Annotated in this window: 25 protein-coding genes; 10 read left to right on the top strand and 15 right to left on the bottom strand. The window is 35.7% G+C overall.

Features of this window, described 5'->3' with window-relative positions:
* Positions 1-3 precede the first annotated feature (3 nt).
* The 4 genes from BUC31_RS07545 to BUC31_RS07530 form a co-directional block, all read right to left on the bottom strand.
* Positions 4-777 (bottom strand): SOS response-associated peptidase, encoded by a 774-nt coding sequence (locus BUC31_RS07545; RefSeq protein ID WP_073242699.1) that lies wholly within the window; start codon positions 775-777, stop codon positions 4-6.
* Between the two features lie 28 nt (positions 778-805).
* Positions 806-1591: an aldose epimerase family protein gene (locus BUC31_RS07540; protein WP_073242697.1), complete on the bottom strand. Its 786-nt coding sequence runs from the start codon at positions 1589-1591 to the stop codon at positions 806-808.
* Positions 1584-2879, bottom strand: a complete 1296-nt coding sequence (locus tag BUC31_RS07535) for a M20/M25/M40 family metallo-hydrolase (RefSeq protein ID WP_073242695.1) — start codon at positions 2877-2879, stop codon at positions 1584-1586. Before BUC31_RS07535 ends, BUC31_RS07540 begins: the two co-directional genes overlap by 8 nt.
* Positions 2880-2957: 78 nt before the next feature.
* The gene (locus tag BUC31_RS07530; protein ID WP_073242693.1) at positions 2958-4199 is read right to left on the bottom strand and encodes an ABC transporter permease; all 1242 of its coding nucleotides are present in this window, start codon (positions 4197-4199) and stop codon (positions 2958-2960) included.
* 3 nt (positions 4200-4202) lie between these two features.
* On the opposite strand from BUC31_RS07530, the gene BUC31_RS07525 reads away from it, so the two are divergent.
* On the top strand, positions 4203-5438 hold the full coding sequence (locus BUC31_RS07525; protein WP_073243806.1) for an exo-beta-N-acetylmuramidase NamZ family protein: 1236 nt from the start codon (positions 4203-4205) through the stop codon (positions 5436-5438).
* Here BUC31_RS07525 and BUC31_RS07520 read toward each other — a convergent pair.
* The 5 genes from BUC31_RS07520 to BUC31_RS07500 form a co-directional block, all read right to left on the bottom strand.
* Positions 5427-6281 carry a sterol desaturase family protein gene (locus tag BUC31_RS07520; RefSeq protein ID WP_073242690.1) on the bottom strand — a complete coding sequence of 285 codons (855 nt, stop codon included), beginning with the start codon at positions 6279-6281 and terminating at the stop codon, positions 5427-5429. The two genes, BUC31_RS07525 and BUC31_RS07520, sit on opposite strands and share 12 nt — an antisense overlap.
* 194 nt (positions 6282-6475) lie before the next feature.
* A complete protein-coding gene (locus tag BUC31_RS07515) occupies positions 6476-7180 on the bottom strand; it encodes an endonuclease/exonuclease/phosphatase family protein (RefSeq protein WP_073242688.1) in 705 nt (234 codons plus the stop codon).
* A 204-nt stretch (positions 7181-7384) separates the two neighbouring features.
* Entirely contained in the window at positions 7385-8149 is a 765-nt protein-coding gene (locus tag BUC31_RS07510; RefSeq protein WP_139251906.1) for a hypothetical protein, read from the bottom strand.
* A 122-nt stretch (positions 8150-8271) separates the two neighbouring features.
* Positions 8272-8967: a tRNA-uridine aminocarboxypropyltransferase gene (locus tag BUC31_RS07505; RefSeq protein ID WP_084134965.1), complete on the bottom strand. Its 696-nt coding sequence runs from the start codon at positions 8965-8967 to the stop codon at positions 8272-8274.
* Between the two features lie 52 nt (positions 8968-9019).
* A complete protein-coding gene (locus BUC31_RS07500; protein ID WP_073242682.1) occupies positions 9020-9511 on the bottom strand; it encodes a YkgJ family cysteine cluster protein in 492 nt (163 codons plus the stop codon).
* A gap of 75 nt (positions 9512-9586) precedes the next feature.
* On the opposite strand from BUC31_RS07500, the gene BUC31_RS07495 reads away from it, so the two are divergent.
* Positions 9587-10300, top strand: coding sequence for a class I SAM-dependent methyltransferase (locus BUC31_RS07495; protein WP_073242680.1), 714 nt, complete (start codon positions 9587-9589; stop codon positions 10298-10300).
* Positions 10301-10345: 45 nt separating this feature from the next.
* Entirely contained in the window at positions 10346-11248 is a 903-nt protein-coding gene (locus tag BUC31_RS07490; RefSeq protein ID WP_073242678.1) for a hypothetical protein, read from the top strand.
* A 16-nt stretch (positions 11249-11264) separates the two neighbouring features.
* Here BUC31_RS07490 and BUC31_RS07485 read toward each other — a convergent pair whose 3' ends face one another.
* Entirely contained in the window at positions 11265-11897 is a 633-nt protein-coding gene (locus BUC31_RS07485) for a 7-carboxy-7-deazaguanine synthase QueE (protein ID WP_073242676.1), read from the bottom strand.
* Between the two features lie 171 nt (positions 11898-12068).
* On the opposite strand from BUC31_RS07485, the gene BUC31_RS07480 reads away from it, so the two are divergent.
* The 5 genes from BUC31_RS07480 to BUC31_RS07460 all read left to right on the top strand — a co-directional run bounded on the left by BUC31_RS07480 (position 12069) and on the right by BUC31_RS07460 (position 16334).
* Positions 12069-13574 carry a helicase HerA-like domain-containing protein gene (locus BUC31_RS07480; RefSeq protein WP_073242674.1) on the top strand — a complete coding sequence of 502 codons (1506 nt, stop codon included), beginning with the start codon at positions 12069-12071 and terminating at the stop codon, positions 13572-13574.
* 3 nt (positions 13575-13577) lie between these two features.
* Entirely contained in the window at positions 13578-14132 is a 555-nt protein-coding gene (locus BUC31_RS07475; RefSeq protein WP_073242673.1) for a hypothetical protein, read from the top strand.
* Between the two features lie 65 nt (positions 14133-14197).
* Positions 14198-15040 (top strand): alpha/beta fold hydrolase, encoded by an 843-nt coding sequence (locus tag BUC31_RS07470; RefSeq protein ID WP_073242671.1) that lies wholly within the window; start codon positions 14198-14200, stop codon positions 15038-15040.
* 18 nt (positions 15041-15058) lie between these two features.
* Complete coding sequence (locus tag BUC31_RS07465; RefSeq protein WP_073242669.1) at positions 15059-15484, top strand: VOC family protein; 426 nt, start codon at positions 15059-15061, stop codon at positions 15482-15484.
* A 10-nt stretch (positions 15485-15494) separates the two neighbouring features.
* Positions 15495-16334 (top strand): transporter substrate-binding domain-containing protein, encoded by an 840-nt coding sequence (locus tag BUC31_RS07460; protein ID WP_084134964.1) that lies wholly within the window; start codon positions 15495-15497, stop codon positions 16332-16334.
* 4 nt (positions 16335-16338) lie between these two features.
* On the opposite strand, the gene BUC31_RS07455 is transcribed toward BUC31_RS07460, so the two are convergent.
* Positions 16339-17310 (bottom strand): aldo/keto reductase, encoded by a 972-nt coding sequence (locus BUC31_RS07455; RefSeq protein WP_073242667.1) that lies wholly within the window; start codon positions 17308-17310, stop codon positions 16339-16341.
* A 16-nt stretch (positions 17311-17326) separates the two neighbouring features.
* Positions 17327-19060 carry an alpha/beta hydrolase-fold protein gene (locus BUC31_RS07450; RefSeq protein WP_073242665.1) on the bottom strand — a complete coding sequence of 578 codons (1734 nt, stop codon included), beginning with the start codon at positions 19058-19060 and terminating at the stop codon, positions 17327-17329.
* Positions 19061-19175: 115 nt separating this feature from the next.
* Between BUC31_RS07450 and BUC31_RS20295 the strand changes: the two genes are divergently transcribed.
* Entirely contained in the window at positions 19176-19322 is a 147-nt protein-coding gene (locus BUC31_RS20295) for a hypothetical protein (RefSeq protein ID WP_170861934.1), read from the top strand.
* A 51-nt stretch (positions 19323-19373) separates the two neighbouring features.
* Here the strand turns inward: BUC31_RS20295 and BUC31_RS07445 are convergent, their stop codons facing one another.
* From BUC31_RS07445 to BUC31_RS07435, 3 genes are all read right to left on the bottom strand, one after another.
* A complete protein-coding gene (locus tag BUC31_RS07445; RefSeq protein ID WP_073242663.1) occupies positions 19374-20258 on the bottom strand; it encodes a bifunctional 5,10-methylenetetrahydrofolate dehydrogenase/5,10-methenyltetrahydrofolate cyclohydrolase in 885 nt (294 codons plus the stop codon).
* A gap of 33 nt (positions 20259-20291) precedes the next feature.
* Positions 20292-21629 (bottom strand): signal recognition particle protein, encoded by a 1338-nt coding sequence (ffh, locus tag BUC31_RS07440; protein ID WP_073242661.1) that lies wholly within the window; start codon positions 21627-21629, stop codon positions 20292-20294.
* Between the two features lie 236 nt (positions 21630-21865).
* Positions 21866-23638, bottom strand: coding sequence for a hypothetical protein (locus BUC31_RS07435; protein ID WP_073242659.1), 1773 nt, complete (start codon positions 23636-23638; stop codon positions 21866-21868).
* Positions 23639-23744: 106 nt separating this feature from the next.
* Here BUC31_RS07435 and BUC31_RS07430 point away from each other — a divergent pair, with 106 nt between their 5' ends.
* Complete coding sequence (locus BUC31_RS07430; RefSeq protein WP_073242657.1) at positions 23745-24257, top strand: RNA polymerase sigma factor; 513 nt, start codon at positions 23745-23747, stop codon at positions 24255-24257.
* Positions 24258-24326 lie beyond the last annotated feature (69 nt).

Here is a 24326-nt window from a genome sequence, read left to right as displayed (position 1 = left end):
TGCTTAGAAATTAAGTTCTTCTGGTTCTAGTTCTTTATAAACTACTTCTTGGGCAATTGATTCTATATTTCCTGCATAGCTTTTACCACGGAGTTTGCCTACGGTATGTGCTTGCAGTACCACATTATTATTTGAGCTCAGCAGCCCTTCTAATTCTTTTTCAAAATCTGCAGATGAAGTTAGCCACTGCTCTTCCATCTCATCTGCCAACATTAATGGCATACGTGGTTCTTTCAGTTTCGGGTTATTATGAATTTTAGCCATCATACCATTTCCGACTGTAGTTACAATTGAAAATGAATTGATAGTACCGTTATGTTCAGGGTGTATCCACTCAGACCACAATGCAGCTAACGCTAAAGGTTCATTATTTTTTCGGCGGATAAAAAAAGGATAGGTTTTATCGTTATAATGGTGATGCTCAAAAAAGCCGTCAACATATAGTATGCAACGTTTTTCATTGGCAGCATCTCTAAAAGCGGGTTTCTCGAAAATGGTTTCTACCCGAGCGTTTAAAGTACTATTCCAAATTTTCTTTTGTTGTTCAACACTATTCACCCAATGCGGAATAAGACCCCAAGTAGCTACTATGGGATAAAACGGATCATCATTAGTATATATTAAAACTTCAGGATGCGAAAACCCTGATGCATGGTGAAGCGGTAAATCGGTCAACGGTGCAAGTTTCTCAACAATCTCTTCAATCGCCTTTAAATCTTGACTTCTCTTTGCTCTTTTTAACTGCGCCTCTAAGCTGGTTTTTACATCATAACACATACACTATTCTTTAGCGATGAATTTTAAACTATACAGGTTTTAACGTAACTGTAAAAATAGCCGGCTCCTTCTTTAATACCATAAAGCCTTCTGCTAAATCATCTTGTTCTACCGCATACGGATAAAAGGTAATTGGCTCTATACAGACCATATTAGGTACCTCTGTCCAAAGCATAAAATGACTAAAACCTTCGGACGTTATTTGTAGCCATTTCTCATCTTTTAAAGTAATTACATCTGTATTTGGCACTTGTAATGCTCTACTGCCAACTTCCAAAACCTCGGGTATGGTAATATTTTGTTCTCCGGCAGAAATGATCGCATTTTCAGAATGTAGCATAAACGCAGGGTGATAGCCCAACATAAAAGGCATGCCTTCTTCGCCAGAAATTGAAAACGTAACCACCAACGAATTGTCTATTAATTCAAGTGACTTTACAAACTCAAAATCGTAAGGCCAGCTTAATTTCTCTGCGGTAGATTTTTTAGGATATTTTGAATTTAAAACCTCAGTATTTGCTGTATATTTTTTAGAGAACACAGCTTTACTTGCTGAGCTTTCTACCAACTTATATTTCATTTCACGTAACAGACCGTGCTGATCTTGAGTGGCAAAACCCTTGGGAGTTTTCACTTTAAAATCTGCCTCATTTGTTGGTCCGATCAACGGAAACATTTCAGTATCTACACTGCGCCATCCAGGGTTTCCCTTTTGGTGCATAAATTCATAACCAGAAACTTGGTAGCCTACCAATTCTCCTGCTTCAATTGTCACTTGCTGGTCACTTACTCTTAATGTTGTTATATTACTCATTTATCAATCTATAAATTAATAATGCTGTTCTTTTCGTTAATGCTTCAATAGTATTCAAATTCACCGTTTCTTCGGGAGTGTGGGCTGCATTACCCATAGTACCCAGTCCGTCTAAACAATCTACATACTCCGCTACAAAAGAAGTATCTGCCGCACCTCTTTTACCCGGATCGTATGCTAAAACCTCACCTTGTTTTAAATCTAAACTCACATTGTTCAGTTTTGTCAATAACGCCTTATTACCTTCAGTAGGTTGCATTGCTGGGTAACTATCTTTGAAAGTTACTGTTGCAGATGTATGTGGTAAATTATTCGCCACTACGGTTCGCATATTATCACGAGCACGTTCTTTTTGTTCTTCAGATATAAAACGTAGTCCGCCACGGACTTCTGCTTTTTGAGCCACTACATTGGTCTTACCAAAAACAGTTCCCTTACTGGTCATTTCATCAAATTCTACAAAAGTACCACCAACTAAAGTCCCAGGATTAAAAGTCAATAAATCTTCTCCTTTTACATCGGTATAAAATCCGTTTAAGATTCTCGACATTTCAAAAATGGCCCCTGCACCTGTGTCTTCACTAAAGATACCAGATGAGTGCGCTCTCTTACCCTCTACCTCAACTTTCCACCCTGAAGAACCTCTTCTGGCAACAGTTGCATAATTGAATCCGGTGGAGTTTTCAAAACCTAAACCGATATCACTTCTTTTGGCAGCTTCAATTAAATCATGTCTACTTTTTTCTAGCGGACTACCCGTGCTTTCTTCATCACCTGTAAAGGCAACAATTATTTGAGCGTCATTTAGCAATCCGTTTTGTTGTAATGCTTTTAGTGCATATAGCACTATAAGATCACCACCTTTCATATCATTACCACCTGGTGCATGTGCAATAGAATCGTTCACCATCTCAAAAGTTTGAAACGGACTGTCTTCTTCAAACACCGTATCTAGATGACCAATTAACAATAATTTCTTGCCCTTGGTGCCTTTAATTTCCGCAAACAAGTGTCCCGCTCTATTCATTTCTTCGGGCATAGGAATCCAAGTGCTTTCAAAACCTATATCGGTGAAAGCAGAAGCAAATTCTTGACCTACCATTTCAACACCTTTAAGATTTAAGGTACCGCTATTGATATTCACGACTTTTTCTAGAAATGAAATTGCCTCGGCATTATTTTGCTCTATAGATTTTACAACCTTCTTCTCGTTCTTTGAAAGTTTCTGTGCATTGACGCCGGTCAATAAAAATACAGCAATTAGGGTAAGTAGTAGTTTTTGATGCATGTGGTCTGTTTTACATCAAATTTACCAAAAAGGGGTTTAACCGAAGATTAAATTTGGAATAAGCTATTTAAAAACAAACTACTCGAATCGGATAGCTTTGACCGGTGTTATTCTAGTAATAATATATGACGGAATCAAAAGCATTAACAAACAAAGCAGCAACACGCCCGCGTTTAAAAGAAGAATAGTCCACAAGTCTATACTTACAGGTATGTACTCAATGTAGTATTCTTTTGGGTTCGGGAATTTAAAAACTCGAAACTTCTCTTGAATAAAAATAATACCAAGCCCTATAAGGTTGCCCCAAAATAAGCCTACTGCAATAAGGTAGGTCGCATTGTATAAAAACACCATTCTAATACTCCAATTTGTACTACCCAATGCCTTTAAAATACCGATCATTGGCGTACGTTCCAATATTAAAACGAGTAAAGCGGTAATCATATTTATACCACCAACAATAATCATGATGCCAATGATAAGGGCAATATTAAAATCGAATAATCCTATCCATTCAAATATTTTATAGTATTTATCTTTTATAGTTTTAGTATCTAAACTGGCAACCGTTTCTCCATAAATCTCATTTGCTTTTTGATCAATATCATCAAAACTATTCAAGAAGATTTCAAAATTACCCACTTCTGTATCTTTCCATTTATTCATGCGCTGAATGTGGCGTATGTCTGTAAAAATATAGAGTCCGTCAATTTCTTCAAACCCGCTATCGTAGATTCCGGTGATGGTGAATTTTCTTTGGTTAGGTATTTTATCAGCTGCATCATCCCGTAGAAAAAAGGTAAAGAAAGAATCTCCAACTTTTAAGTTCAACCGGTTTGCCATTATTCTAGAAATAAGCACATCAGAATTTAGCTCTCCCGAATAATCAGGCAAAACACCTTCAATCAAAAACTCATCAAACGGCTCCCAATTATATTCTTTACCCACTCCTTTGGCGATAATACCCTCAAAAGTTTCTTCGGTTCTTATAATTCCTGCTTTGGTCGCCACAGCTTGTATGTGCACAATGCCATCAACCATCTTAAAGTCCGGATAAAACTCTTGCTCCGTACTCACGGGCACCACAGAAACTTCAGAATTATTATTATCGTAATTATAGATTTGTACGTGACCGTTGAAAGCAGTTATTTTTTCACGGATTTTCTCTTTTAATCCCAGTCCCGTAGCAATAGCGACCAACATCATGATAACCCCTATTGCAATTGCTGCAATGGCTATTTTTATTATTGGTGCAGATATGCTAATTTTATGCTCCTTACCCTTTATAAGCCGTTTGGCGATAAAATATTCTAGATTCAAATGATGTTATTTTTATCCAATTTCAAAAGTACAGTTTTATTATGGTTTTTGGTATTGGCTACCTGCGGAAACGAAACCAAAGAGCAAGCCATTACCACATCACCAACCGATGAACCAAAAATTGAACAAGAGGCAAAAGAAATTGTAGTCGCCGCCAACCGTACGGAAGCATATGTACCACTTTTAAAAGGAAAAAAAATCGCTATTGTTGCCAACCAAACCAGTGTAATATTTAAGTCTGACAGACATACCCATTTGGTAGATAGCCTACTTTCTTTAGACGTTGACATTAAACATGTGTTTGCACCAGAACATGGTTTTAGAGGTAATTTTGATGCAGGTGAACATGTAAAAAATAGCACAGATGTAAAAACAGGATTAGATTTAATATCGCTACACGGTAAAAATAGAAAACCAAGTCAAGAGCAATTAGAAGGTTTAGATTTAGTGTTATTCGATATTCAAGATGTAGGCGTTCGCTTTTACACCTATATCTCTACTATGCAGTTGGTTATGGAAGCCTGTGCCGAAAAAGGAATTCCTATTCTAGTGTTGGACAGACCAAACCCGAACGGACATTATGTTGACGGACCAACTATGGAAGCTGCACACACTTCTTTTCTGGGAATGACTGAAATTCCATTAGTATACGGAATGACCATTGGCGAATATGCCAACATGATCAATGATGAACTATGGTTAGAAGGTGATAAAAAAGTAGACCTAACCGTAATTCCCTTAGAAAACTGGACGCATGATATGTTTTACAGTTTACCAATTCGCCCTTCACCAAACTTACCAAATGACACTTCTATTACCTTATACCCAAGTTTAGGAATGTTTGAAGGCACCAACATTAATGCAGGTCGCGGGACGGAATTTCAGTTTCAACGCTACGGTGCTTCATTTTTAGATTCAAAAGTATATGAATTCACCTATACTCCTGAGCCAAATTTTGGTTCTAAATATCCAAAGGAAGAAGGAAAGTTGTGCTATGGGAAAAACTTATCTAAAACTGAGCGTATGAACGAAGTAACCATGGATTATATTATTGACGCCTATACGAATTCGGTCGACAAGAGTAAATTCTTTATCACTAGTGGTTTTACCAAACATGCAGGTAATAACAGACTTCAAAAACAAATTATAGCCGGCGCCACCAATGCCGAAATAAAAGCGACTTGGCAAGAAGACATTGAAAAGTTCAAGAAAATTAGGGCGAAGTATTTACTTTACTAAAGGTTGCTCACCAGCAATATCAGTCGTTGGCTTTCTATACCCTACAAAAGGATATTTCAACAACGAACTAATTTGACCGTTTGCAACCTCATCAGGAAAAGTGTCTACACCGTAGATAATTTTCTCTCGATCTAAATGCATATACGTACCAAATAAGCGATCCCACCAAGAGAAGATATTCCCATAATTACTATCTGTATATGGTAGTACATAATGATGATGCACTTTATGCATATCTGGTGAAATAATTACATAACTAATCGCTTTATCAACTCCTTTTGGCAACTTTATATTCGCATGGTTAAATTGAGATAAGACTACTGATAAACTTTGGTATAACATAATTATTCCCACAGGTGCACCAACTACAAAAACTCCAACTAAGGTGAATATATAACGAATGATACTTTCTAACGGATGATGTCTGTTTGCAGTGGTTGTATCTACATTATGATCCGTATGATGCACCAAATGCACCATCCATAAAGGTTTTACGCGGTGCTCTACCAAATGTGCAGTATAGGCACCAATTAAATCTAATAGTGCAACTCCTAAAAATACATATGCCCATAACGGCATTTCTGGTAACCAATTAATAATTCCGAAATCATTGGCAACTGCCCAGTCCGATGTTTTTAGCAACAAAAACGCCAATGGAAAATTGATAACTATCGTAGTAAGTGTGAAAAAAAAATTAGGCAGCGAATGTTTCCATTTGTTATAACTTCCATTAAATAAGGGTACTATACCTTCTAGTATCCAAAAAAATGTGATTCCGCCAACCAAAATAAGTGATCTGTGCGCTGCAGGTATAGATTCGAAATATGTTATAATTTGTTCCATTAAAAGAGTGAGTCGTTTAAGTTATGAGCCGCAAATAAACTTTCTAACACATAATTATTGTATCGTCAATAAAAAATATGAATTATGATAAATTCGCAACTAATCACCCAATATAATAAACTTTTGTTGATTTTATAACTATGAGATTTACTTTTTAAGAATCCCGTTTTAAAAATACAAGTCTTGAATATTTACTAAAACTCACAGATTATGGGTAGATGATCACTGATTTTCAGCCAATAAGATACTGGTCCAATTTCGATTGTTTTGATGTTCTTTACAAATTCTTGGCTTCCGAAAATATAATCAATATGATACGATTTTTGTAAATTTCGTTGAAGGTAAAAGGTTGGCTGAGTCTCGTGCCCTTGCTCTTCTTTAAAGGATTTATGATATAAACTTTCTATACCAATTTCTTTAAGTTCTTCAACAACATTAGAGTGGTTCCACCATCTATCCCATTTATCCCAAATCTTATTGCTATTAAAATCGCCGATAATCAAACATTCATTTAGATGCGATTTATTGATCTGTAGATATTTCCAAAGTTGACCTATGTAACCGAAAGTGGGAGATTTATTACTATGATTCCAAACAGCTAATAAGTCAAATTCTCCATTAATAGAACATGGTAAAAAGTGTTTTACCTGATGATCTTTGAAGTTATTAGACCAATTAAGTCGTTCTAATTTTATATAATCTTTAGCAAAAACACCTATTCCCTTATTCTTACTGTCACCTATCCAAAGGTAATTTTGTGCAAATTGATTATAAGCTTTATGTGTTGTCTCCGCAGGATTCTCACATTCTTGAACCACATTGATATCTGCATCATAATCAAGTAAATGCTCAAATTTCCTTCTCAAAGCACCATTACAATTCCAAGTTAAAATTTTCAATAGATATATTGTTTTTTGAGGTATAACTGATTATAATTTATCTTACACTAAGGTATTAGTATTGGCATGTTTAAAAAAAATTTGATGTGGTTTTTATACCGAGATACAACATTAATCAAATCTTTTACTTAAGAAATCATCATTCAATAACAAATGAAAATCTCTGATTATATTCAACAACCAGCTTTAATTTTAGTTTTTATTTTAATTAAGATTTTCTAAGTTACTCATAGATTTAGAAAGGTAATTCATCATTTTCTTAATATGAACTAAATCCACAAACAGTTCACGTTGATAGACTTCAGATCCATATCTAAAGGAGGTACCTCTAGGATCATAGTCATCAAAAGCAATTATAATATTTTCAAACCAAGTTGGAATATCCTCGTTAGACTTTTCTTTTAGTAAAATCTTAAAATCCCTATACAGGTTCTTTAAGTTATGAGTGTCTTTGTAGTTAGGAAGAACTGATTTTAGATATAACTCGACAGAGTGTCGATAATTAAAAATAGCAGGATAAATCAAATCCTTATTTTGCTCAGCTTTCAAACCACCATTGATTAAAATATCTCCAGCTTTTTTGTAAGAAATAGCCAAAGACAAAATATTATTATTTGTAGCCATCCCGCCAATCATCCAAACATTCCTTGTTAAAATATCATCAGGATACTCAATAAAAATAGGTGTCACCTCAGTTGCTAACTCGGTAAATGGCTTTTCAAATTGACCCCCTCCGTTCAAACCGAATTTTATATTTTCAAAATCTGGACTTTCTTCCCAATAAAATGAAATATAACCAAGAGTACAAATATCTTCGGCGTTAAATTCACGTTCAATGCCTTTTTTAGGACTGGCTTCAGGGCTCAAGAATTCAGAGAAGAGAAATACCCAATTCTTAATTAATTTTTTCTCAATATCTAAAATTTTGGAAATTTCCGAAACATTAAATTTAAGCATGTAGTTTATCATAAAAGTTCGAGTTTTAGCTTATCGACAATTTATAACTGTCACCGTAAATGTTATTTCCTTATTGTCTCCAAATTAATAATCTTAATTGAAATCTATAATAATACTAAAGTATAATACACCTACTACAACTCAAAAACAACATTTCTCTCCTTGTTATTCTTATACATAGTCTTCGGACCAATCTCTCTTTTCGCAGTTGAGCTATAGTTTTTATTATTTGGGTTTAGAATATAGTTAAGTTGATGGGCAATCATCTTTTCAAAGGGGATTAGGAAGTCCGCCGTATCGCATTGTTCTACCCCACCCTTCTTCAATAAATTTAAAACTGTATATACTGATTCAATCGTACTAAGGCAAAGCGCTTCTGGCTGTTGCTTGATAATAAATTTTGACTCTATACTATTATCAAAACTTACTCTATTTAATTTTTGCAAGTTGGTACTTAACTTAAGCATTTTACGGGCGCAGGGCCATGTACCATCAAGAATGAAGAGGTGAGGATTTTTACCCATAAAAGAATTCATTTCTGAACCTTTTCTTTGAGATAGATTAAAACTTTCTCTACCAGGGTAGAGTAAGAATGAACCAATTTCTTCATTAGTCAAAATTTCATTTACACGATCATTCTTACTAAAATCGACACCAACTATAATTTCTGAATTCTCAAGTTGAAGATTCGTCATATACCCTGTTCCATTCTTTTCTTTCTTGTACTCTTTTGGGTGCATCAAAATAATGAAACGTGTTTTAGTCTTGACAGTATTAATATGTTTACAAATACAGGTGCTCGATGGCCGCATGCATTTGTAACACTTCATTCTTGGATTATTTATTTCGACTTGCAATATGAAATTCTCTTTATTTATCTACTTACTTAATCAACTTCTTCATTTCCTCCACAATATTATAAGCAGCGGGGCAAATAGCTACATTTTTAAGGGTAAGATTGCTTATTTGCTGAAACTTCTTTCTATCTGTATGCGGAAACTCGCGACATGCCTTTGGGCGTACATCATAAATAGAACAATAATTGTCTGCTCCTAAAAAAGTACATGGCGTTTCTTGCAACACAAAATCGTTCTCCTCATCGACCCTTAAATACGTCTCTATGAATCTTTGGGGTTTCATTCGAAACGATTTTGAAATACGCTCTACATCGGCATTTGTAAAAAGTGGTCCTGTGGTTTGGCAGCAATTGGCACAAGTAAGGCAATCTGTTCGCTCAAATTCCTCCTCATGCAGTTCTTGCATGATATAATCTAAATTCTTAGGTGGCTTCTTTCTTAGCTTAACAAAGAACTTTTTATTCTCGTTATGTTTTTCTTTTGCCTTTTGCGGCAATTCTCGTAAAACCTCTTCCATGTGCAAAATTAATTCTTCAAAACTAGCGAAGTAGTACCAAAAAGCGAGACTTTTGCAACTAGAAATACAAGAATTTTGAAAGAAGACATTTTAGGTACGGCACTTTTAGATTATCAGAACGGAAACTATACTGAAGATATTACCACGTATTCATCTCTACTTGAAGACGATGTTTTGCCACTACCATATATGTTCAGGAGTTTTAAAGAAATGCCAGAGCTAGAGCAAAAGGCTTTACAATTATGCAAAGGCAACGTGCTAGATGTTGGCTGTGGTGCAGGTAGCCATAGTCTGTATTTACAAGAAAAAGGTCTATTGGTTACTGGTCTAGATGCATCTAAAGGGGCTATTGAAGTCAGTAAATTACGCGGACTCAAAAACACTGCACACTCAGAACTCCTAAAATACGAAGGTGAGCAATTTGATACTATTCTAATTTTAATGAACGGCGTAGGGTTAGCAGGTACCCTCGACGGATTAGAACCTTTTTTCTCTAAATTAAAATCACACTTAAAAGACGGCGGACAAATTCTCTTAGATTCCAGCGACATTATTTACATGTTCGAAGATGACGAAGATGGCGGGTACTGGATTCCAGATAACGTTAATTACTACGGCGAAGTAAGCTTTGAAATGGAATACAAAAAGGAGAAAAGCGAATCTTTCCCATGGTTATATGTAGACTATAACACCCTACAAAGAGCAGCAAATTATAGTAATTTAACATGTGAGCTTGTAATGGAGGGCGAACATTACGACTATTTAGCAAGATTGACGCATATGAAGTAATAGCGATACTTTTTTTTCGTTATCCTATTTGTACAAAACGATTTTATGAATAAGTTCAAAAGTTTATTGCTAATTAGTATTGTAGCATTTGCCGTTTCTTGCTCTAAAAGTTCTTCAGATAATGATAGCTCAGAAGCCAAAGTTGACAAAGCTGCTAACTTACTGGCAACAGGAGATTCTGCAAAAGACATTCTTTCTAACGATACCTATGATAAACTTCTAATAGAAATAGCATACGTTACCGGTTTTAAACCAACTGAAGCTGCTATGGCAGATTTTACAGAATATCTACAAGAACATACATTCAAAGAAGATATTGAGTTAGTATATAACGAATTATCTAGTCCGTCAGAAGATGAACTTACACTACAAGAAATTGCAGATTTAGAAACTAGGAACAGAACAGCCTTTAATACCGGCAGCACCTTAGCTATCTATATTTACTTTGCAGATGCACCGGCAGAAGGTGATGATCTAGAAGGCGGTCTTGTAACCTTAGGTGCTGTTTACCGCAACACTTCTATGGTTATACATGAAGCTACCGTAAGAGATTTAGCAAGTTTAAGCTCTTCTATTACTGAGGCAGATGTGGAAACCACTACTTTAAATCATGAATTCGGACACTTATTTGGCTTAGTCAATTTAGGTTCTGATATGGTCAATGACCATGAGTCTGAATCTGAAAATGAAGATGGTCAGCTTGTTGGTGATAATCATTGTAACCAAGCCGTTTGCCTTATGCGTTCAGAATTACAATTTGGCGGATCAACAGGTAAATCTTTACAATCAACTGCCCTTGCCCAATATGAAGACGGCGTAAAATCTAGCTGTAGGTTATCTGGCACAACCGTTTTAAGCCTGCTACAACAGAATACTGCTAAAAGCACAAACACGGTGCCTTTAGATGCGGAATGTTTATTAGATATTCAAGCTAACGGAGGTCGCTAATTAAGAATCTTATATTTTAAGGAATATTCAAATACTTATGTGTTTGCAATGACACTTTCCATTTAGGGTTTTTCATTACATAGTCAACGATCATTGGTACTACCTTATCCCTAACACTCCATTCTGGCTGTAGATATAAAATACAATCAGTGTTAGTTTTAGCGGCTTGCTCTTCAGCAAAAATCAAATCATGCTTGTTATAAACAATGACTTTAAGCTCATGGGCTTCGTCGTAGATACGACCTTCAGGTAATTTATTTTTCTTAGGTGAAAGACAGATCCAATCCCAATCGCCAGAAAGCGTGTAGGCACCAGAAGTTTCAATATGCGTTTTTAGACCTTTATCTTTTAATGCCTTTGTAATTGGGTCCATATCCCACATTAAAGGTTCTCCGCCTGTAATAACAATAGTATCAGAATATTTAGCGGCATTATCAACAATTTGTTCAATGGCAGTTGGTGGATGCGTTTCTGCATTCCAGCTCTCTTTTACATCGCACCAGTGGCAACCAACATCACACCCTCCAACACGAATAAAGTAAGCTGCAGTTCCTTTATGAAAGCCTTCACCCTGTATGGTATAAAACTCTTCCATTAAGGGTAAATACACCCCTTTATTCACTTTCTCAAGTACCTCCTCATTTTTCATTCGGCAAAGATACGTTTTAGTTGACAAATTCTATTAGAAGTACGCATCGGTAAATTCTGTACTCAGGCTCGTACTGTTCGTACGTTAAATGTTAAAAAGTAGTGATATTTAAGGCTGGTCTTGCCTTTTGGTTTGGTTAAAAATCCCCTATTTTTATCGAAAATATATAAAATGGCCGGTACCGAAGATTTTTTTGACCACATAGAAAAGGGATATGCTACGAAAGGCGATTACATTAATATGGGCGCAGCTATGCTTAATGGTGAAGCTGTTACTAATGCATTCGTAAAAATTCCGTTAAAAACTTTAAACAGGCACGGGCTTATTGCAGGTGCTACGGGTACTGGTAAAACCAAAACATTGCAAGTGCTTGCAGAGAATTTATCTGAAAAAGGTATTCCTGTAATGTTGATGGATTTAAAAGGAGATTTAAGCGGGTTGGCACAACCTAGTCCAGGTCACGCAAAAATAGACGAGCGTCACGCAAAAATTGGTTTCCCGTTCAAAGCAAGTAGCTTTCCTGTTGAGATACTTTCGTTATCTGAGCAAGACGGTGTAAAGTTAAGAGCCACGGTTTCTGAATTTGGACCTGTATTATTATCACGTATACTTGACCTCTCTGAAACACAATCGGGTATTGTTGCCGTAGTATTCAAATACTGCGATGACCAAAAAATGCCATTGTTAGATTTAAAAGATTTCAAAAAAGTATTGCAATATGCAACAGGAGCCGGCAAAGCGGAATTCACAAAAGAATACGGCCGTATTTCTACAAGTTCTACCGGTACAATTCTTAGAAAAATTATTGAATTAGAGCAACAAGGTGCTGAATTGTTTTTTGGTGAAAAATCTTTTGATGTAAATGACCTTACCCGTATTGATGAGAAAGGCAGAGGCTATATCAACATTTTACGCCTAACAGATATTCAAGACAGACCAAAGTTATTCTCTACATTTATGTTGAGCTTATTGGCAGAAATATATGACACGTTCCCTGAACAAGGCGATAGTGACAGACCAGAGTTAATATTGTTTATAGATGAAGCACATCTTATTTTCAAAGAAGCTTCAAAAGCATTATTGGATCAAATAGAAAGTATTGTTAAACTAATACGTTCAAAAGGTATTGGTTTGTATTTTGTAACCCAAAACCCAACAGATGTACCAAATGATGTATTGTCGCAATTAGGGTTAAAAGTGCAACATGCATTAAGGGCATTTACCGCTAGAGATAGAAAAGCTATTAAATTGACGGCAGAAAACTACCCAGAATCTGAGTTCTACGACACCAAAGAAGTACTTACCTCATTAGGTATTGGCGAGGCTTTGATATCTGCATTAGATGAAAAAGGTAGGCCTACGCCACTTGCAGCCACATTACTGCGTGCTCCTATGAGCCGTATGGATGTCTTGACAGATAAAGAATTAAAAGAAGTAAATGACAAATCTTCATTAGTAAAAAAATATGGTGAGGTTATAGATCGAGAAAGTGCTTATGAAATTCTAAATGAAAAGATAGAAACTGCAGAAAAGTTAGCCGAAAAAGAAAAGAGCAAACCTGCAGCAAGAAAAAAAACAAGCCGAGCGAGTACTAGACAAAACCCGGTAATAAAGGTATTAACAAGCGCTACTTTTATTAGAGGCGTACTTGGAGTATTAAAAAAAGTGATGAGATAGCATATGAAGATTAGATATACCCTTTTATTAGTTTTCTGTTGTGGTTTACTTATAAACTGCACAGAAGAGAAGAATACAGATTTTCAAATCTCTGGTGATCAAGTTGGTAGATTATCTAAGCAAAGCTTAGCACGTGATATTGAATTAATATTCGAAAAAGACTCAGTAGTTCAAGATACCGTCAAGTTAAATTTCGGTAATGGTGCTAGTAAAATAAAGATTTTTGAAAGAGGTGGTGCCTTGCTATTGACCTTAACTCCAAATAACGATAGCATTGCTACCATACAAAATGTAATGGTCAATGATGAACGATTTGTTACCGATAAGGGCATTTCTAAACTAAGCACATTCAAAGAAATTCGAGAAAACTACCCTATTAAAAAAATCATAAGCGCTATTAACAATGTAGTGGTATTACTGAAGGATAGTGATCTATATTTTACTATTGATAAAAAAGAATTACCTGAGAGCCTTCGATATAATGCCAATAGCACTATTGAGGAGGTACAAATACCAGATACTGCAAAAGTAAAATACATGATGGTAGGATGGGATTGATATTCTTAATACCCTAAAATTTGATATCCTTCGGATAACTTCTACACATTTTAAAATTTTATCAGGTGCCAGTATTCCTTCAAAAGCTTATACCTAAATTAATAGGATTCTATTTTAATATAATTGTTTGGTTTTCTCCAAAGAAAGCCGCTTACAAGGCTTTTTTAGTATTTACAAAGGTTAGAAAAGGTCGCGTACTGCCAAATCAAAAGACATTTTTAGATCAAGCCAAACTAGAGGTATTATCATTAGATCAAAATGAAATTCAAGTATACAACTGGCCTGGAAACAAAGTAACTGTTTTACTAGTACATGGTTGGGAAAGTAATACCTGGCGCTGGCATAAACTTATAGAAAGGTTACAGCAGGCAGATTACAATATTATTGCTTTTGATGCTCCTGCACATGGGTATTCTTCAGGCAATATGTTACATGTACCGCTTTATGCAGAAACCGTACAGCAGGTATTAAATAAATACAAACCAACAACAGTCATAGGACATTCTATGGGAGGTATGACTGTTTTATATAATGAGTCTTTACACCCAAACAAAACTTTAGAAAAAATAGTAACGATAGGCTCACCATCAGAATTTCATGAAATACTTACGCACTACAAAAACTTACTAGGATTTAATAGTAAAGTCTTAAAAGCATTGAAAAACTTAGTGTACAATAAATTTAAATTTACGGTTGAGGAATTTTCAAGTTCGAAGTTTGTTCAGAGCAACACGAAAAACGGATTACTTTTTCATGACAAGTTTGATATGATAGCTCCGTACCACGCCTCTGTGGATGTCCATAAACATTGGAAAGGAAGTGAATTGGTAAGCACAGAAGGCTTAGGCCATTCTATGCACCAAGATGGCGTGAACAATAAAATAGTTGAATTTTTAAATCAGGAATAAAACTTAAATCTATAGCATATGCAAAATGTAACACCTTTCCATATTGCCATTCCCGTTCATAATTTAGCGGAATGCAGAACTTTTTACAGAGATATTTTGAATTGCGAAGAAGGTCGTAGTAGTGACCACTGGGTAGATTTCAATTTATTCGGACATCAATTGGTGATACATTATAAACCTAAATCTGAGACGGAAAGCGTTCACCATAATCCTGTAGATGGTCATGATGTACCAGTACCGCATTACGGAGTAGTTTTACCGTGGGATACTTTTCAAAGCTTTTCAGAAGAGCTGAAATCAAAAGGTGTAAAGTTCGTCATTGAACCATATGTTCGTTTTGAAGGTAAAGTTGGTGAACAAGCTACCATGTTTTTTTATGACCCAGCTGGCAATGCTTTAGAGTTTAAAGCTTTTAAAGATATGGGACAGTTGTTTGCTAAATAGACAAATACTTATGTTTAAAACTTTTGACCACTATTTAAAAATATTATTATTTACTATAGTAATCTGCTTTGAAATAGGATGTAGCCCAAAACTATCCAATTCAGAAAAATACACTGTTAACAGTATTGAAAGTGGTTCTGATATACTAAATAACATTTACCAAAAACAAACTTTAAGAGTTGGAACAACTGGTGATTTTAAGCCTTTTTCATATATAGTAGATTCAACCGGCAACTATACCGGAATTGATATAAAAATGGGAAAGGATTTAGCAAAATCTTTAGGTGTAAAAGTTGAATTCATTGAAACTAGCTGGCCAACACTAATGTCAGATTTAATGGAAAATAAATTTGATATTGGTATGTGCGGAGTTACAATTACTCCTAAAAGAAAAAAAATATCCTTTTTTAGTATACCAGTATATTCAAGTGGTAAAGCTGCTATTACTAGAGATGAGAATGCATTAAAATATAATTCAATTGAAAAAATTAATAACAAAGAGGTAAGAGTTATTTTTAATCCTGGCGGCACCAATGAAGCTTTTGCAAGGGCAAATTTCCCAAAAGCTACGCTAATTCTTAACGAAGACAATCTTAGTATTTTTCAAAAATTGGTAGATAATGAAGCAGATGTAATGGTCACAGATGCGATTGAAACATTAATTCAACAACAAATTCATAAAGAACTAGCTGCGGTAAATCCAAATGCCCCATTCAACAGTTTTGATTTTGGATATCTTCTTCCAAAAGACACCGTATTCAAAACTGTAGTAGACAACTGGCTTTTAGAAAAGAAAAAAGATAGCTTAATTATTAAGTTACTATATAAAGAAATTGATAAACATCAATAAATCACTACTGCGACCAAGAAGTTGGCACTCTATCCCAACGGTGCTTTTTTAATTCTTCATACAGTTCAATAGATAGTAATTTACCATCACTAGTTGCAGTATTAGCCAACACATTACGTTGCTTACGCATACCAGGTATAGTAGTATCAACATTATCATTCATTAAAATAAAACGAAGCGCCATTTCTGCCATGGTCATTCCCTCAGGAATTAATGGTCTTAAAGCATCGGCATGTTCTACCGAAGAAATCAAATTCTCAGGTACAAAATAAGTGCCACGCCAATCGCCTTCAGGGAACGTAGTTTCTTTCGTCATAGTTCCTGTCAATGTACCTTCATCAAAAGGTACACGCGCAATGGTTGCTATATCTAGCGCTTTACAAAGCGGAAACAAGTTATCTACTGGCGCTTGATCGAATATGTTGTAAATGACCTGTACAGCTTCTAACAATCCTGTTTTTAGAGCTTTTATACCATTTTCAGGCTCCCAACGGTTCATACTAATACCCATTGCCACTACTTTACCTGAAGTCTTTAAATCTTCAATAGCGCGTTGCCATTCTTCCCTATCGCTCCAACCATCATCCCATGTATGGAATTGCATAAGGTCTATTTGCTCTAACCCTAAATTCTTCAGAGTCTTATGAGTGTATTCCATAATATGCTCTGTGGTATAAGAATCTTCAAAAGCATATTCAGGTTTTGCTGGCCATTGAAAGTTTTTTGGTGGAATCTTACTTGCCGTATATAGCTTCTTAGAAGGATGTCTTTTTACCAACTCACCCAACAGCTCCTCACTATGTCCTTCTCCATAACCCCAAGCGGTATCAAAGAAATTGACTCCGTTTTCAACTGCCAAGTCCAACGATTTTGCAGATTGGGCATCGTCACTAGCCGTCCAACCAGCCATTCCCCACATTCCGTATCCTACTTCACTTACTTGCCAATCTGTTCTTCCAAATCTTCTGTACTTCATGTCTAAACCTTGTGTCTTATTTATACCTCCAACTCGTTAAATCTGCTCCTTTTGGTGCACTTTTCTCTATACGTTCCATAATCTTAGGAACGTACATACTGTTATATCTTAAACGCGTAATAGCGTTCGGTTGATCCGGATCTCCGTTCCAACAATGTTCGTCTCGATCTCCATACAACACCTCTCCTTCATAATAAGGATCTGTAGTACTCTCCAAGAAATCTTCCATTAGGTACACTGCGTTATTTAAGTAGTAATTATCCATATCGCCACAATAGATATGGATTTTTCCTTTTAGGTTATCGCCCAACTTATCCCAATCGCGTTCTAGAATATGTCTTAAATCGAAATTCTCTTTCCAATATTCAGCTACCTTAGGGTTGATATCGCCAGTCTTTTTATCCCAAATTCTCTGCGGATAACCATCTTTACCTTGGGGAGAATAAGTTGCTTCCCAAATATCCCATTGCTGACCTGACCTAGATTTATCGCCTAATACCAATTCTAAATGATTACCCTGTCTTAATGTTGATTGAATTTGCCCTAAGTAATTACGATGCGATGGTACTTCTAAAGTTTTATGAGCACTCTTGTAGAAATAGGCATTTTCATCATCATAGATATTGGTTAAGGTATACGCTCTAAAATCTATAGGGTCTGGGCAAGCCGCAAAGCAACCATTATACTCATCTGGATATTTTACCTGTACCGCCAAAGCTTCCCAACCACCGGTTGATCCACCATAAAGAAAACGAGACCACCCCTCTCCCATTCCCCTAAACTGTTTTTCTATTTCAGGGATAAGTTCATAGGTAATAGCATCGCCATACGGACCTTGATTAGCGGAGTTTACGGCATAAGAATCATCATAATATGGTGTAGGATGCTGAATCTCAATAATGATAAAACGAGGAAAATCTGGCTCGTTCCATCGCTTATAAAAATCATAGGCTTCTTGCTGTTCAATAACATTATAACCCTCTAAACTAAATCGTTCAGAATACTCTGGTTTCATTTTAGGATCTGGAGGCGTAGTTCTGAATCCGCCAAAATCTGATGGAAAATGGCCGTGGAATACCATTAGGGGATACTTAGCTTCCGGATGTTCTTCAAATCCTTTAGGGAGCAATACATGGGCTCCTAAGAAAATATCGCGACCCCAAAACTCAGAAAGTTTTTCTGACTTCACCTTTACATGTTTTATCCATTTGGTATCTTCTGGCTCTTCAATTGGTGGAATCACCTGATTTAAATCGACCGACACATTTTCAAAGCCGTTACTGGCTACTCTAATTTTAAAAGGCTTACTATATAAGTTACCCGGTGATTTTTGCCATTGCTGACCTTCACCATTATCCATTGGCAACTTTACCGTATGACCAGTAGAAAGGTTAAAAGTTTCATACACGTTTAAAAGTGCCTGCACATTATATTCCCCCGGTGGTACATCTTTTAAGCTTTCATATGGATAACCAAATACATTTTCATCAAAAGTCAACACAGAATCTTTAGCCCAATTCTCCACATTCATACCGAAAATCAGTTGCGTATTGAGTCCGTCATTAATTTGAAACCTTGGTTCATCACTATCGTCGGAAGAAAGCATAAGCAGCAAACGACCATCTTTTGCTAATGAATCTACCTCAGCTGAATAACTTACATCAATTGTAAACTTATGCTCTAATTTAGGAGGTTCTGAACACCCCATTATAAAAGCTACGACCACTAGAACCAAAAGATTTTTTCTCATAAGGATAAATGTTTCACAAAAGGTACAGTATTCTATAATCACATCAAATACCAAGACTAACATTTCAACGTTTTATATACATGAGCTTTTTGCATTACACCCAAAAACCTATAATATGAAAAAATTACTATACATTTCATTAATCGGAATTTCGATAACAATAATGGCAAGTTGTGATTATGATGACAGCAATGACATTGACATCTTAACACCAAATGACACTACTGAAACTGGAATGACAATCAAGAAATTACCATCATAAAAAAAGCCTCGCAATAGTATTGCAAAGCTCATTTTATAATTTTTATAAAAACTAGTTTCTACTTCTATGTCTCTCACGGGCCAACAATGTATTTTTCAATAGCATTGCAATGGTCATAGGACCAACCCCACCAGGTACAGGAGTAATGAACGATGCTTTTTTGCTTACATTTTCAAAATCAACATCACCCGTAATATAATATCCTTTTTCTTTAGTCTCGTCTGGCACTCTAGTAATACCCACATCAATTACAACAGCATCATCTTTTACCATTTCTGCTTTCAAGAATTTAGGAACTCCTAATGCAGAGATAACAATATCTGCTTGTGAAATAATTTGGGTAATATTTTTAGTGTGACTATGAGTAAGTGTTACGGTCGAGTTACCTGGCCATCCTTTTCTACCCATTAGAATACTCATAGGTCTTCCTACAATATGGCTACGACCAATTACTACGGTGTGTTTACCTTTTGTATCTACCTTGTAGCGTTCCAACAATTCAAGAATCCCAAACGGAGTAGCAGGTATGAACGTACTCATATCTAACGCCATTTTACCAAAATTGGTAGGGTGAAATCCGTCAACATCCTTATCTGGATCCACGGCCATAATCACCTTTTGGGTATCTATTTGCTCTGGTAAAGGCAATTGAACAATAAAACCGTCAATATCATCATCAACGTTCAGTTCTTTAATCTTGTTCAATAATTCTTGCTCAGAAGTGGTACTAGGCATTTGAATTAAAGTAGATTCAAAACCTATACGCTCACAAGAGCGCACTTTACTACCTACATAGGTTAAACTAGCACCATCACTACCAACAATAATTGCTGCCAAGTGTGGTACTTTTTCACCACGTTCTTTCATCTTGGCAACCTCTGCCTTGATCTCCTCTTTTATTTCGTTGGATACTTTTTTACCATCCAATAATTCCATATCCGCTTCTTTTTAAGTTGTGTTGTTTGGTTGTTATTTCATTCCTTTCATAGCGCCCATCATCTGCATCATCTTCTTACCGCCGCCGCCTTGCATCATTTTCATCATCTTGCTCATTTGATCAAATTGCTTTAAAAGCTGGTTGATTTCCTGAACTTCTCTTCCTGCACCTTTTGCAATACGTTTTTTTCTACTAGCATTTAATTTAGAAGGTGTAGAACGTTCTTCTGGTGTCATTGAATAAATAATTGCTTCAATATGCTTAAAGGCATCATCATCAATATCCAAACCTTTTAAGGCTTTTCCTGCACCAGGAATCATCCCCATAAGGTCTTTCATATTACCCATCTTCTTGATTTGCTGAATTTGGCTCAGGAAATCATCGAATCCGAATTTATTCTTGGCAATCTTCTTTTGAATCTTTCTAGCCTCTTCTTCATCAAACTGCTCTTGCGCTCTTTCTACAAGTGAAATAACATCACCCATACCCAAGATACGATCTGCCATACGTGACGGATAGAAAACATCAATAGCTTCCATCTTTTCACCAGTACCAATAAACTTAATAGGCTTATCAACAACCGATTTAATAGATATAGCGGCACCACCACGGGTATCACCATCTAATTTGGTTAAGATAACCCCATCAAAATTCAAGATATCATTAAAGGCTTTTGCCGTATTTACAGCATCTTGACCCGTCATAGAATCTACTACGAACAAAGTCTCTTGAGGTTGTATAGCTTTATGGATGTCAGATATCTCTGCCATCATTTTCTCATCAACAGCTAAACGACCAGCGGTATCAATAATAACAACATTAAAACCTTCTGCCTTTGCCTTAGCAATACCTGCTTGAGCAATAGAAACCGGATCAGTATTTTCTCTATCAGAATATACAGGAACATCAATTTGCTCACCTACTACATGCAATTGATCTATTGCCGCCGGACGATAAACATCACAGGCAACCAATAATGGTTTTTTAGATTTTTTAGTTTTTAGGAAATTTGCAAGCTTACCAGAAAAGGTAGTCTTACCAGAACCTTGTAAACCAGACATTAAAATAATAGAAGGATTGCCAGATAGATTAATACCTTCAGACTCACCACCCATTAATTGAGTTAATTCATCTTTTACAATCTTAACCATTAACTGACCAGGTTGTAAGGTGGTCAATACATCTTGCCCCAATGCCTTCTCTTTTACCCTATTGGTAAATTCTTTGGCTATTTTAAAGTTAACATCCGCATCTAATAAGGCTCGGCGTACTTCTTTGGTAGTCTCTGCAACATTAATTTCTGTAATCTGACCATGTCCTTTTAGTACATGTAAGGCCTTATCTAGCTTATCGCTTAAATTATCGAACATTCTTTTCTTTTTTAAGGGGTTACAAATTTAATAATATCAGCGTAAAATCAGTAGCAAGTACCATAAAATAACAAAACAAAAGAGCACCCATTAAAAAAATGGATGCTCTAAAGTTACTTGTGGGGCAAAAAAGGAATTACATTTTCATAAACTCCTCTACTAAAACCTCCATCAATACCGCCAACGAGGCCCAACTCTTTACTGTTAACGGCATATTTCTGGATGTTCTAATCTTACTATCTTTCTAAAACTAAATGGTCATATAAACCAGTCTCATTTTCATGTTTAAGCTCAATTCTCATTTCATCTATCTCTAGAATCTGATAATCATTTGCTAATGGCTCATAATTACTACCTGTTTCAAAAGAAATAATCATTTCTAACTTACCGCTAAATGTATTTCTATATACAAACCACATGCCATTGCTATAGACTTCTCCGTTTAAGTTTCTAACCTCTAGAGTGCCGTCATTTTCTAAGTATAATTTTACATCTGCAAAAAGCTCTGTAGACTCATCATCATTTTCTGCGAAGTAAGCCACATCCCATTCTGTATTATTGAATATGCTTTTAATGAAGGTGATATCTTCTTCTTCTTCATCGTTATCGGCGATACATTTTTCAACAATCACTAGTTCATAGAATTCCTCTTCTACATTGAATTTTACAATTCCGTCTTTAAGATCCGTCAATAACCAATCAAAACTTACCGTTGTCTCGTCGCTCATTGTCATGGCTACTACCCACCTACCTTGTTGATTAGTAGTCACCTCCCAAGTACCTTCAGAAACTCTAGCATCATTAGTAAGGGTTAGAACACCTTCTGCTTGAAATTCTAGCTCAGCACCTAGTAATCCATTAATTTGATCACCGTTATTTTTCAACCTTTTAATATTCCATGAACAATCGCTCAACGTTTCTGTAATGCTTTCAGCAGTTACCGGCTGTAAATCTTCATCACAGAATTGCTTCATAACTACTCGGTCACTATCGCCACTATATAATTTAATTTTATAATCTCCTAAATCGTAAACATTCCATTCTAGGTTAAAATCGGTAGAATTTTCAAATTCCATGGTAAGTTTGGCACCATCATCATCAACCGTTGTGCTCCAAGTACCCTCAATTACAGTTGCACCGTTAAAACCAGTACTAACCGTACCGTCTTCTTTAAAGTTTAAAATGTAGTTTACGTATTGCGGAGTCTGTTCAACATCGTTTCTTTTAAACTCTGTTACGAACCACACACACTCTATTAATTCCTCTTTGAATTCATCATCATCAAAATCATCATCATTGTAATCATCATCGTCATCTTCATCACAATCGTCTTTAGCATTCTCAATAGCAATTGCTAATTCTTCATTACTATCCACTACGATGGTGGTTTCATCAGACAATTGTAAAGTCACAGGAAAATCAAAACTTATTAAATTATCATCGCCTAAATCTTTGAAAAACAAACGCAACTCGCGATCACTAGCCACCTCAACAGTATTGGTCTGCTCTAAGTTGACATTAAAAGTGAACATCGTCATAGGATATACAAAATCTATACATTCTATATCATCATCTTCGCCGCCTTCTTTACAATCTGCAGCTAATAAACGTAACTCATCTAACCCGTTAATGGTAATTTCAGAGAAGTCACCCGCAGTAATTGTTATAGGAAAAATGATATTTAGAAGATTTTCATCATCGTCTATACTATCAAAAATGGTCTCTATTTGCTCAATATCTTCTTCTGAATCTATAGTAAGCGTTATTCCATTAACCTGAACCGTATACGGAAAATTGATTTCATAACAACTTGTACCATCAACGATATTATCGCAAGAACCATCATTAGAACTGGTGCGTTGAATTAAATCTGCAGTTGAAGAATTTGCTGTTATTGCAGTTGGCTCTTCACCGTTATTAATTTCTTCGATCTCATCTTGACAAGCAGTAAAGCTCAGAGCAATTGTTAGTAGGCTAACATACATTGCATAGTTAAAAATCTTTTTCATAATGACTTGGTATTGTTTGTTATTATGTTTCTAAAACAACCGACTTTAAAAATACCCTACCTTCTTTTTAATTTATTTTCAAATATCTTTGATAAAAAGCAATCTATTGAAAACAGACCAACAACTAAATGTATGCGAAGAGCAGGTTTACAAAAGGGTTTTTAACGAAACGTCTAAAACCATCTTCAATTATATTTATTACAAATTTGGTAATGAAGAAAAAGCGAACGATGCCGTACAAGAAGCATTTGTAAAGCTGTGGGAGAATTGCGCCAAGGTAGCACCAGAAAAAGCGAAATCATATTTATATACGGTAGCCAATAATCTGTACCTTAATGTAATTAAGGCAGAAAGGGTTCGGTTAAAATATGCCGATGCTACTTTAAAGACCACCAATGAATCTCCGGAGTTTATTATGGAGGAAAATCAGTTCAAAGAAAAATTGGACAACGCATTGAATAGTCTACCTGAAAATCAACGCACTACTTTTTTATTAAATAGGATAGACGGAAAAAAATATGCCGAAATAGCAGAAATGGAAGGTGTAAGCGTCAAAGCAATAGAAAAAAGGATGCATTTAGCACTTAAAAGTTTGAGAGAGCAAATTGATGGAATTTAATTGGTTGTTGGTTGTTGGTTGTTGGTTGTTGGTTGTTGAAAATAAAACTTTTTACTTAGTACTTTTTAA

The sequence above is a fragment of the Maribacter aquivivus genome (assembly GCF_900142175.1).
Classification (GTDB): Bacteria; Bacteroidota; Bacteroidia; order Flavobacteriales; family Flavobacteriaceae; genus Maribacter; species Maribacter aquivivus.
This window is presented reverse-complemented; position numbering and strand designations above follow the sequence as displayed.

Bases quoted from the DNA above. Each gene is read 5' to 3' on its own strand.
- ffh (WP_073242661.1), bottom strand. From the start codon at position 21,629: ATGTTCGATAATTTAAGCGATAAGCTAGATAAGGCCTTACATGTACTA.
- BUC31_RS07510 (WP_139251906.1), bottom strand. From the start codon at position 8,149: ATGATAAACTACATGCTTAAATTTAATGTTTCGGAAATTTCCAAAATT.
- BUC31_RS07545 (WP_073242699.1), bottom strand. From the start codon at position 777: ATGTGTTATGATGTAAAAACCAGCTTAGAGGCGCAGTTAAAAAGAGCA.
- BUC31_RS07505 (WP_084134965.1), bottom strand. From the start codon at position 8,967: ATGAAGTGTTACAAATGCATGCGGCCATCGAGCACCTGTATTTGTAAA.
- BUC31_RS07485 (WP_073242676.1), bottom strand. From the start codon at position 11,897: ATGAAAAATGAGGAGGTACTTGAGAAAGTGAATAAAGGGGTGTATTTA.
- BUC31_RS07500 (WP_073242682.1), bottom strand. From the start codon at position 9,511: ATGGAAGAGGTTTTACGAGAATTGCCGCAAAAGGCAAAAGAAAAACAT.
- BUC31_RS07450 (WP_073242665.1), bottom strand. From the start codon at position 19,060: ATGAGAAAAAATCTTTTGGTTCTAGTGGTCGTAGCTTTTATAATGGGG.
- BUC31_RS20295 (WP_170861934.1), top strand. From the start codon at position 19,176: ATGAAAAAATTACTATACATTTCATTAATCGGAATTTCGATAACAATA.
- BUC31_RS07525 (WP_073243806.1), top strand. From the start codon at position 4,203: ATGTTATTTTTATCCAATTTCAAAAGTACAGTTTTATTATGGTTTTTG.
- BUC31_RS07490 (WP_073242678.1), top strand. From the start codon at position 10,346: ATGAATAAGTTCAAAAGTTTATTGCTAATTAGTATTGTAGCATTTGCC.
- BUC31_RS07465 (WP_073242669.1), top strand. From the start codon at position 15,059: ATGCAAAATGTAACACCTTTCCATATTGCCATTCCCGTTCATAATTTA.
- BUC31_RS07475 (WP_073242673.1), top strand. From the start codon at position 13,578: ATGAAGATTAGATATACCCTTTTATTAGTTTTCTGTTGTGGTTTACTT.
- BUC31_RS07460 (WP_084134964.1), top strand. From the start codon at position 15,495: ATGTTTAAAACTTTTGACCACTATTTAAAAATATTATTATTTACTATA.
- BUC31_RS07435 (WP_073242659.1), bottom strand. From the start codon at position 23,638: ATGAAAAAGATTTTTAACTATGCAATGTATGTTAGCCTACTAACAATT.
- BUC31_RS07455 (WP_073242667.1), bottom strand. From the start codon at position 17,310: ATGAAGTACAGAAGATTTGGAAGAACAGATTGGCAAGTAAGTGAAGTA.
- BUC31_RS07535 (WP_073242695.1), bottom strand. From the start codon at position 2,879: ATGCATCAAAAACTACTACTTACCCTAATTGCTGTATTTTTATTGACC.
- BUC31_RS07540 (WP_073242697.1), bottom strand. From the start codon at position 1,591: ATGAGTAATATAACAACATTAAGAGTAAGTGACCAGCAAGTGACAATT.
- BUC31_RS07480 (WP_073242674.1), top strand. From the start codon at position 12,069: ATGGCCGGTACCGAAGATTTTTTTGACCACATAGAAAAGGGATATGCT.
- BUC31_RS07520 (WP_073242690.1), bottom strand. From the start codon at position 6,281: ATGGAACAAATTATAACATATTTCGAATCTATACCTGCAGCGCACAGA.
- BUC31_RS07445 (WP_073242663.1), bottom strand. From the start codon at position 20,258: ATGGAATTATTGGATGGTAAAAAAGTATCCAACGAAATAAAAGAGGAG.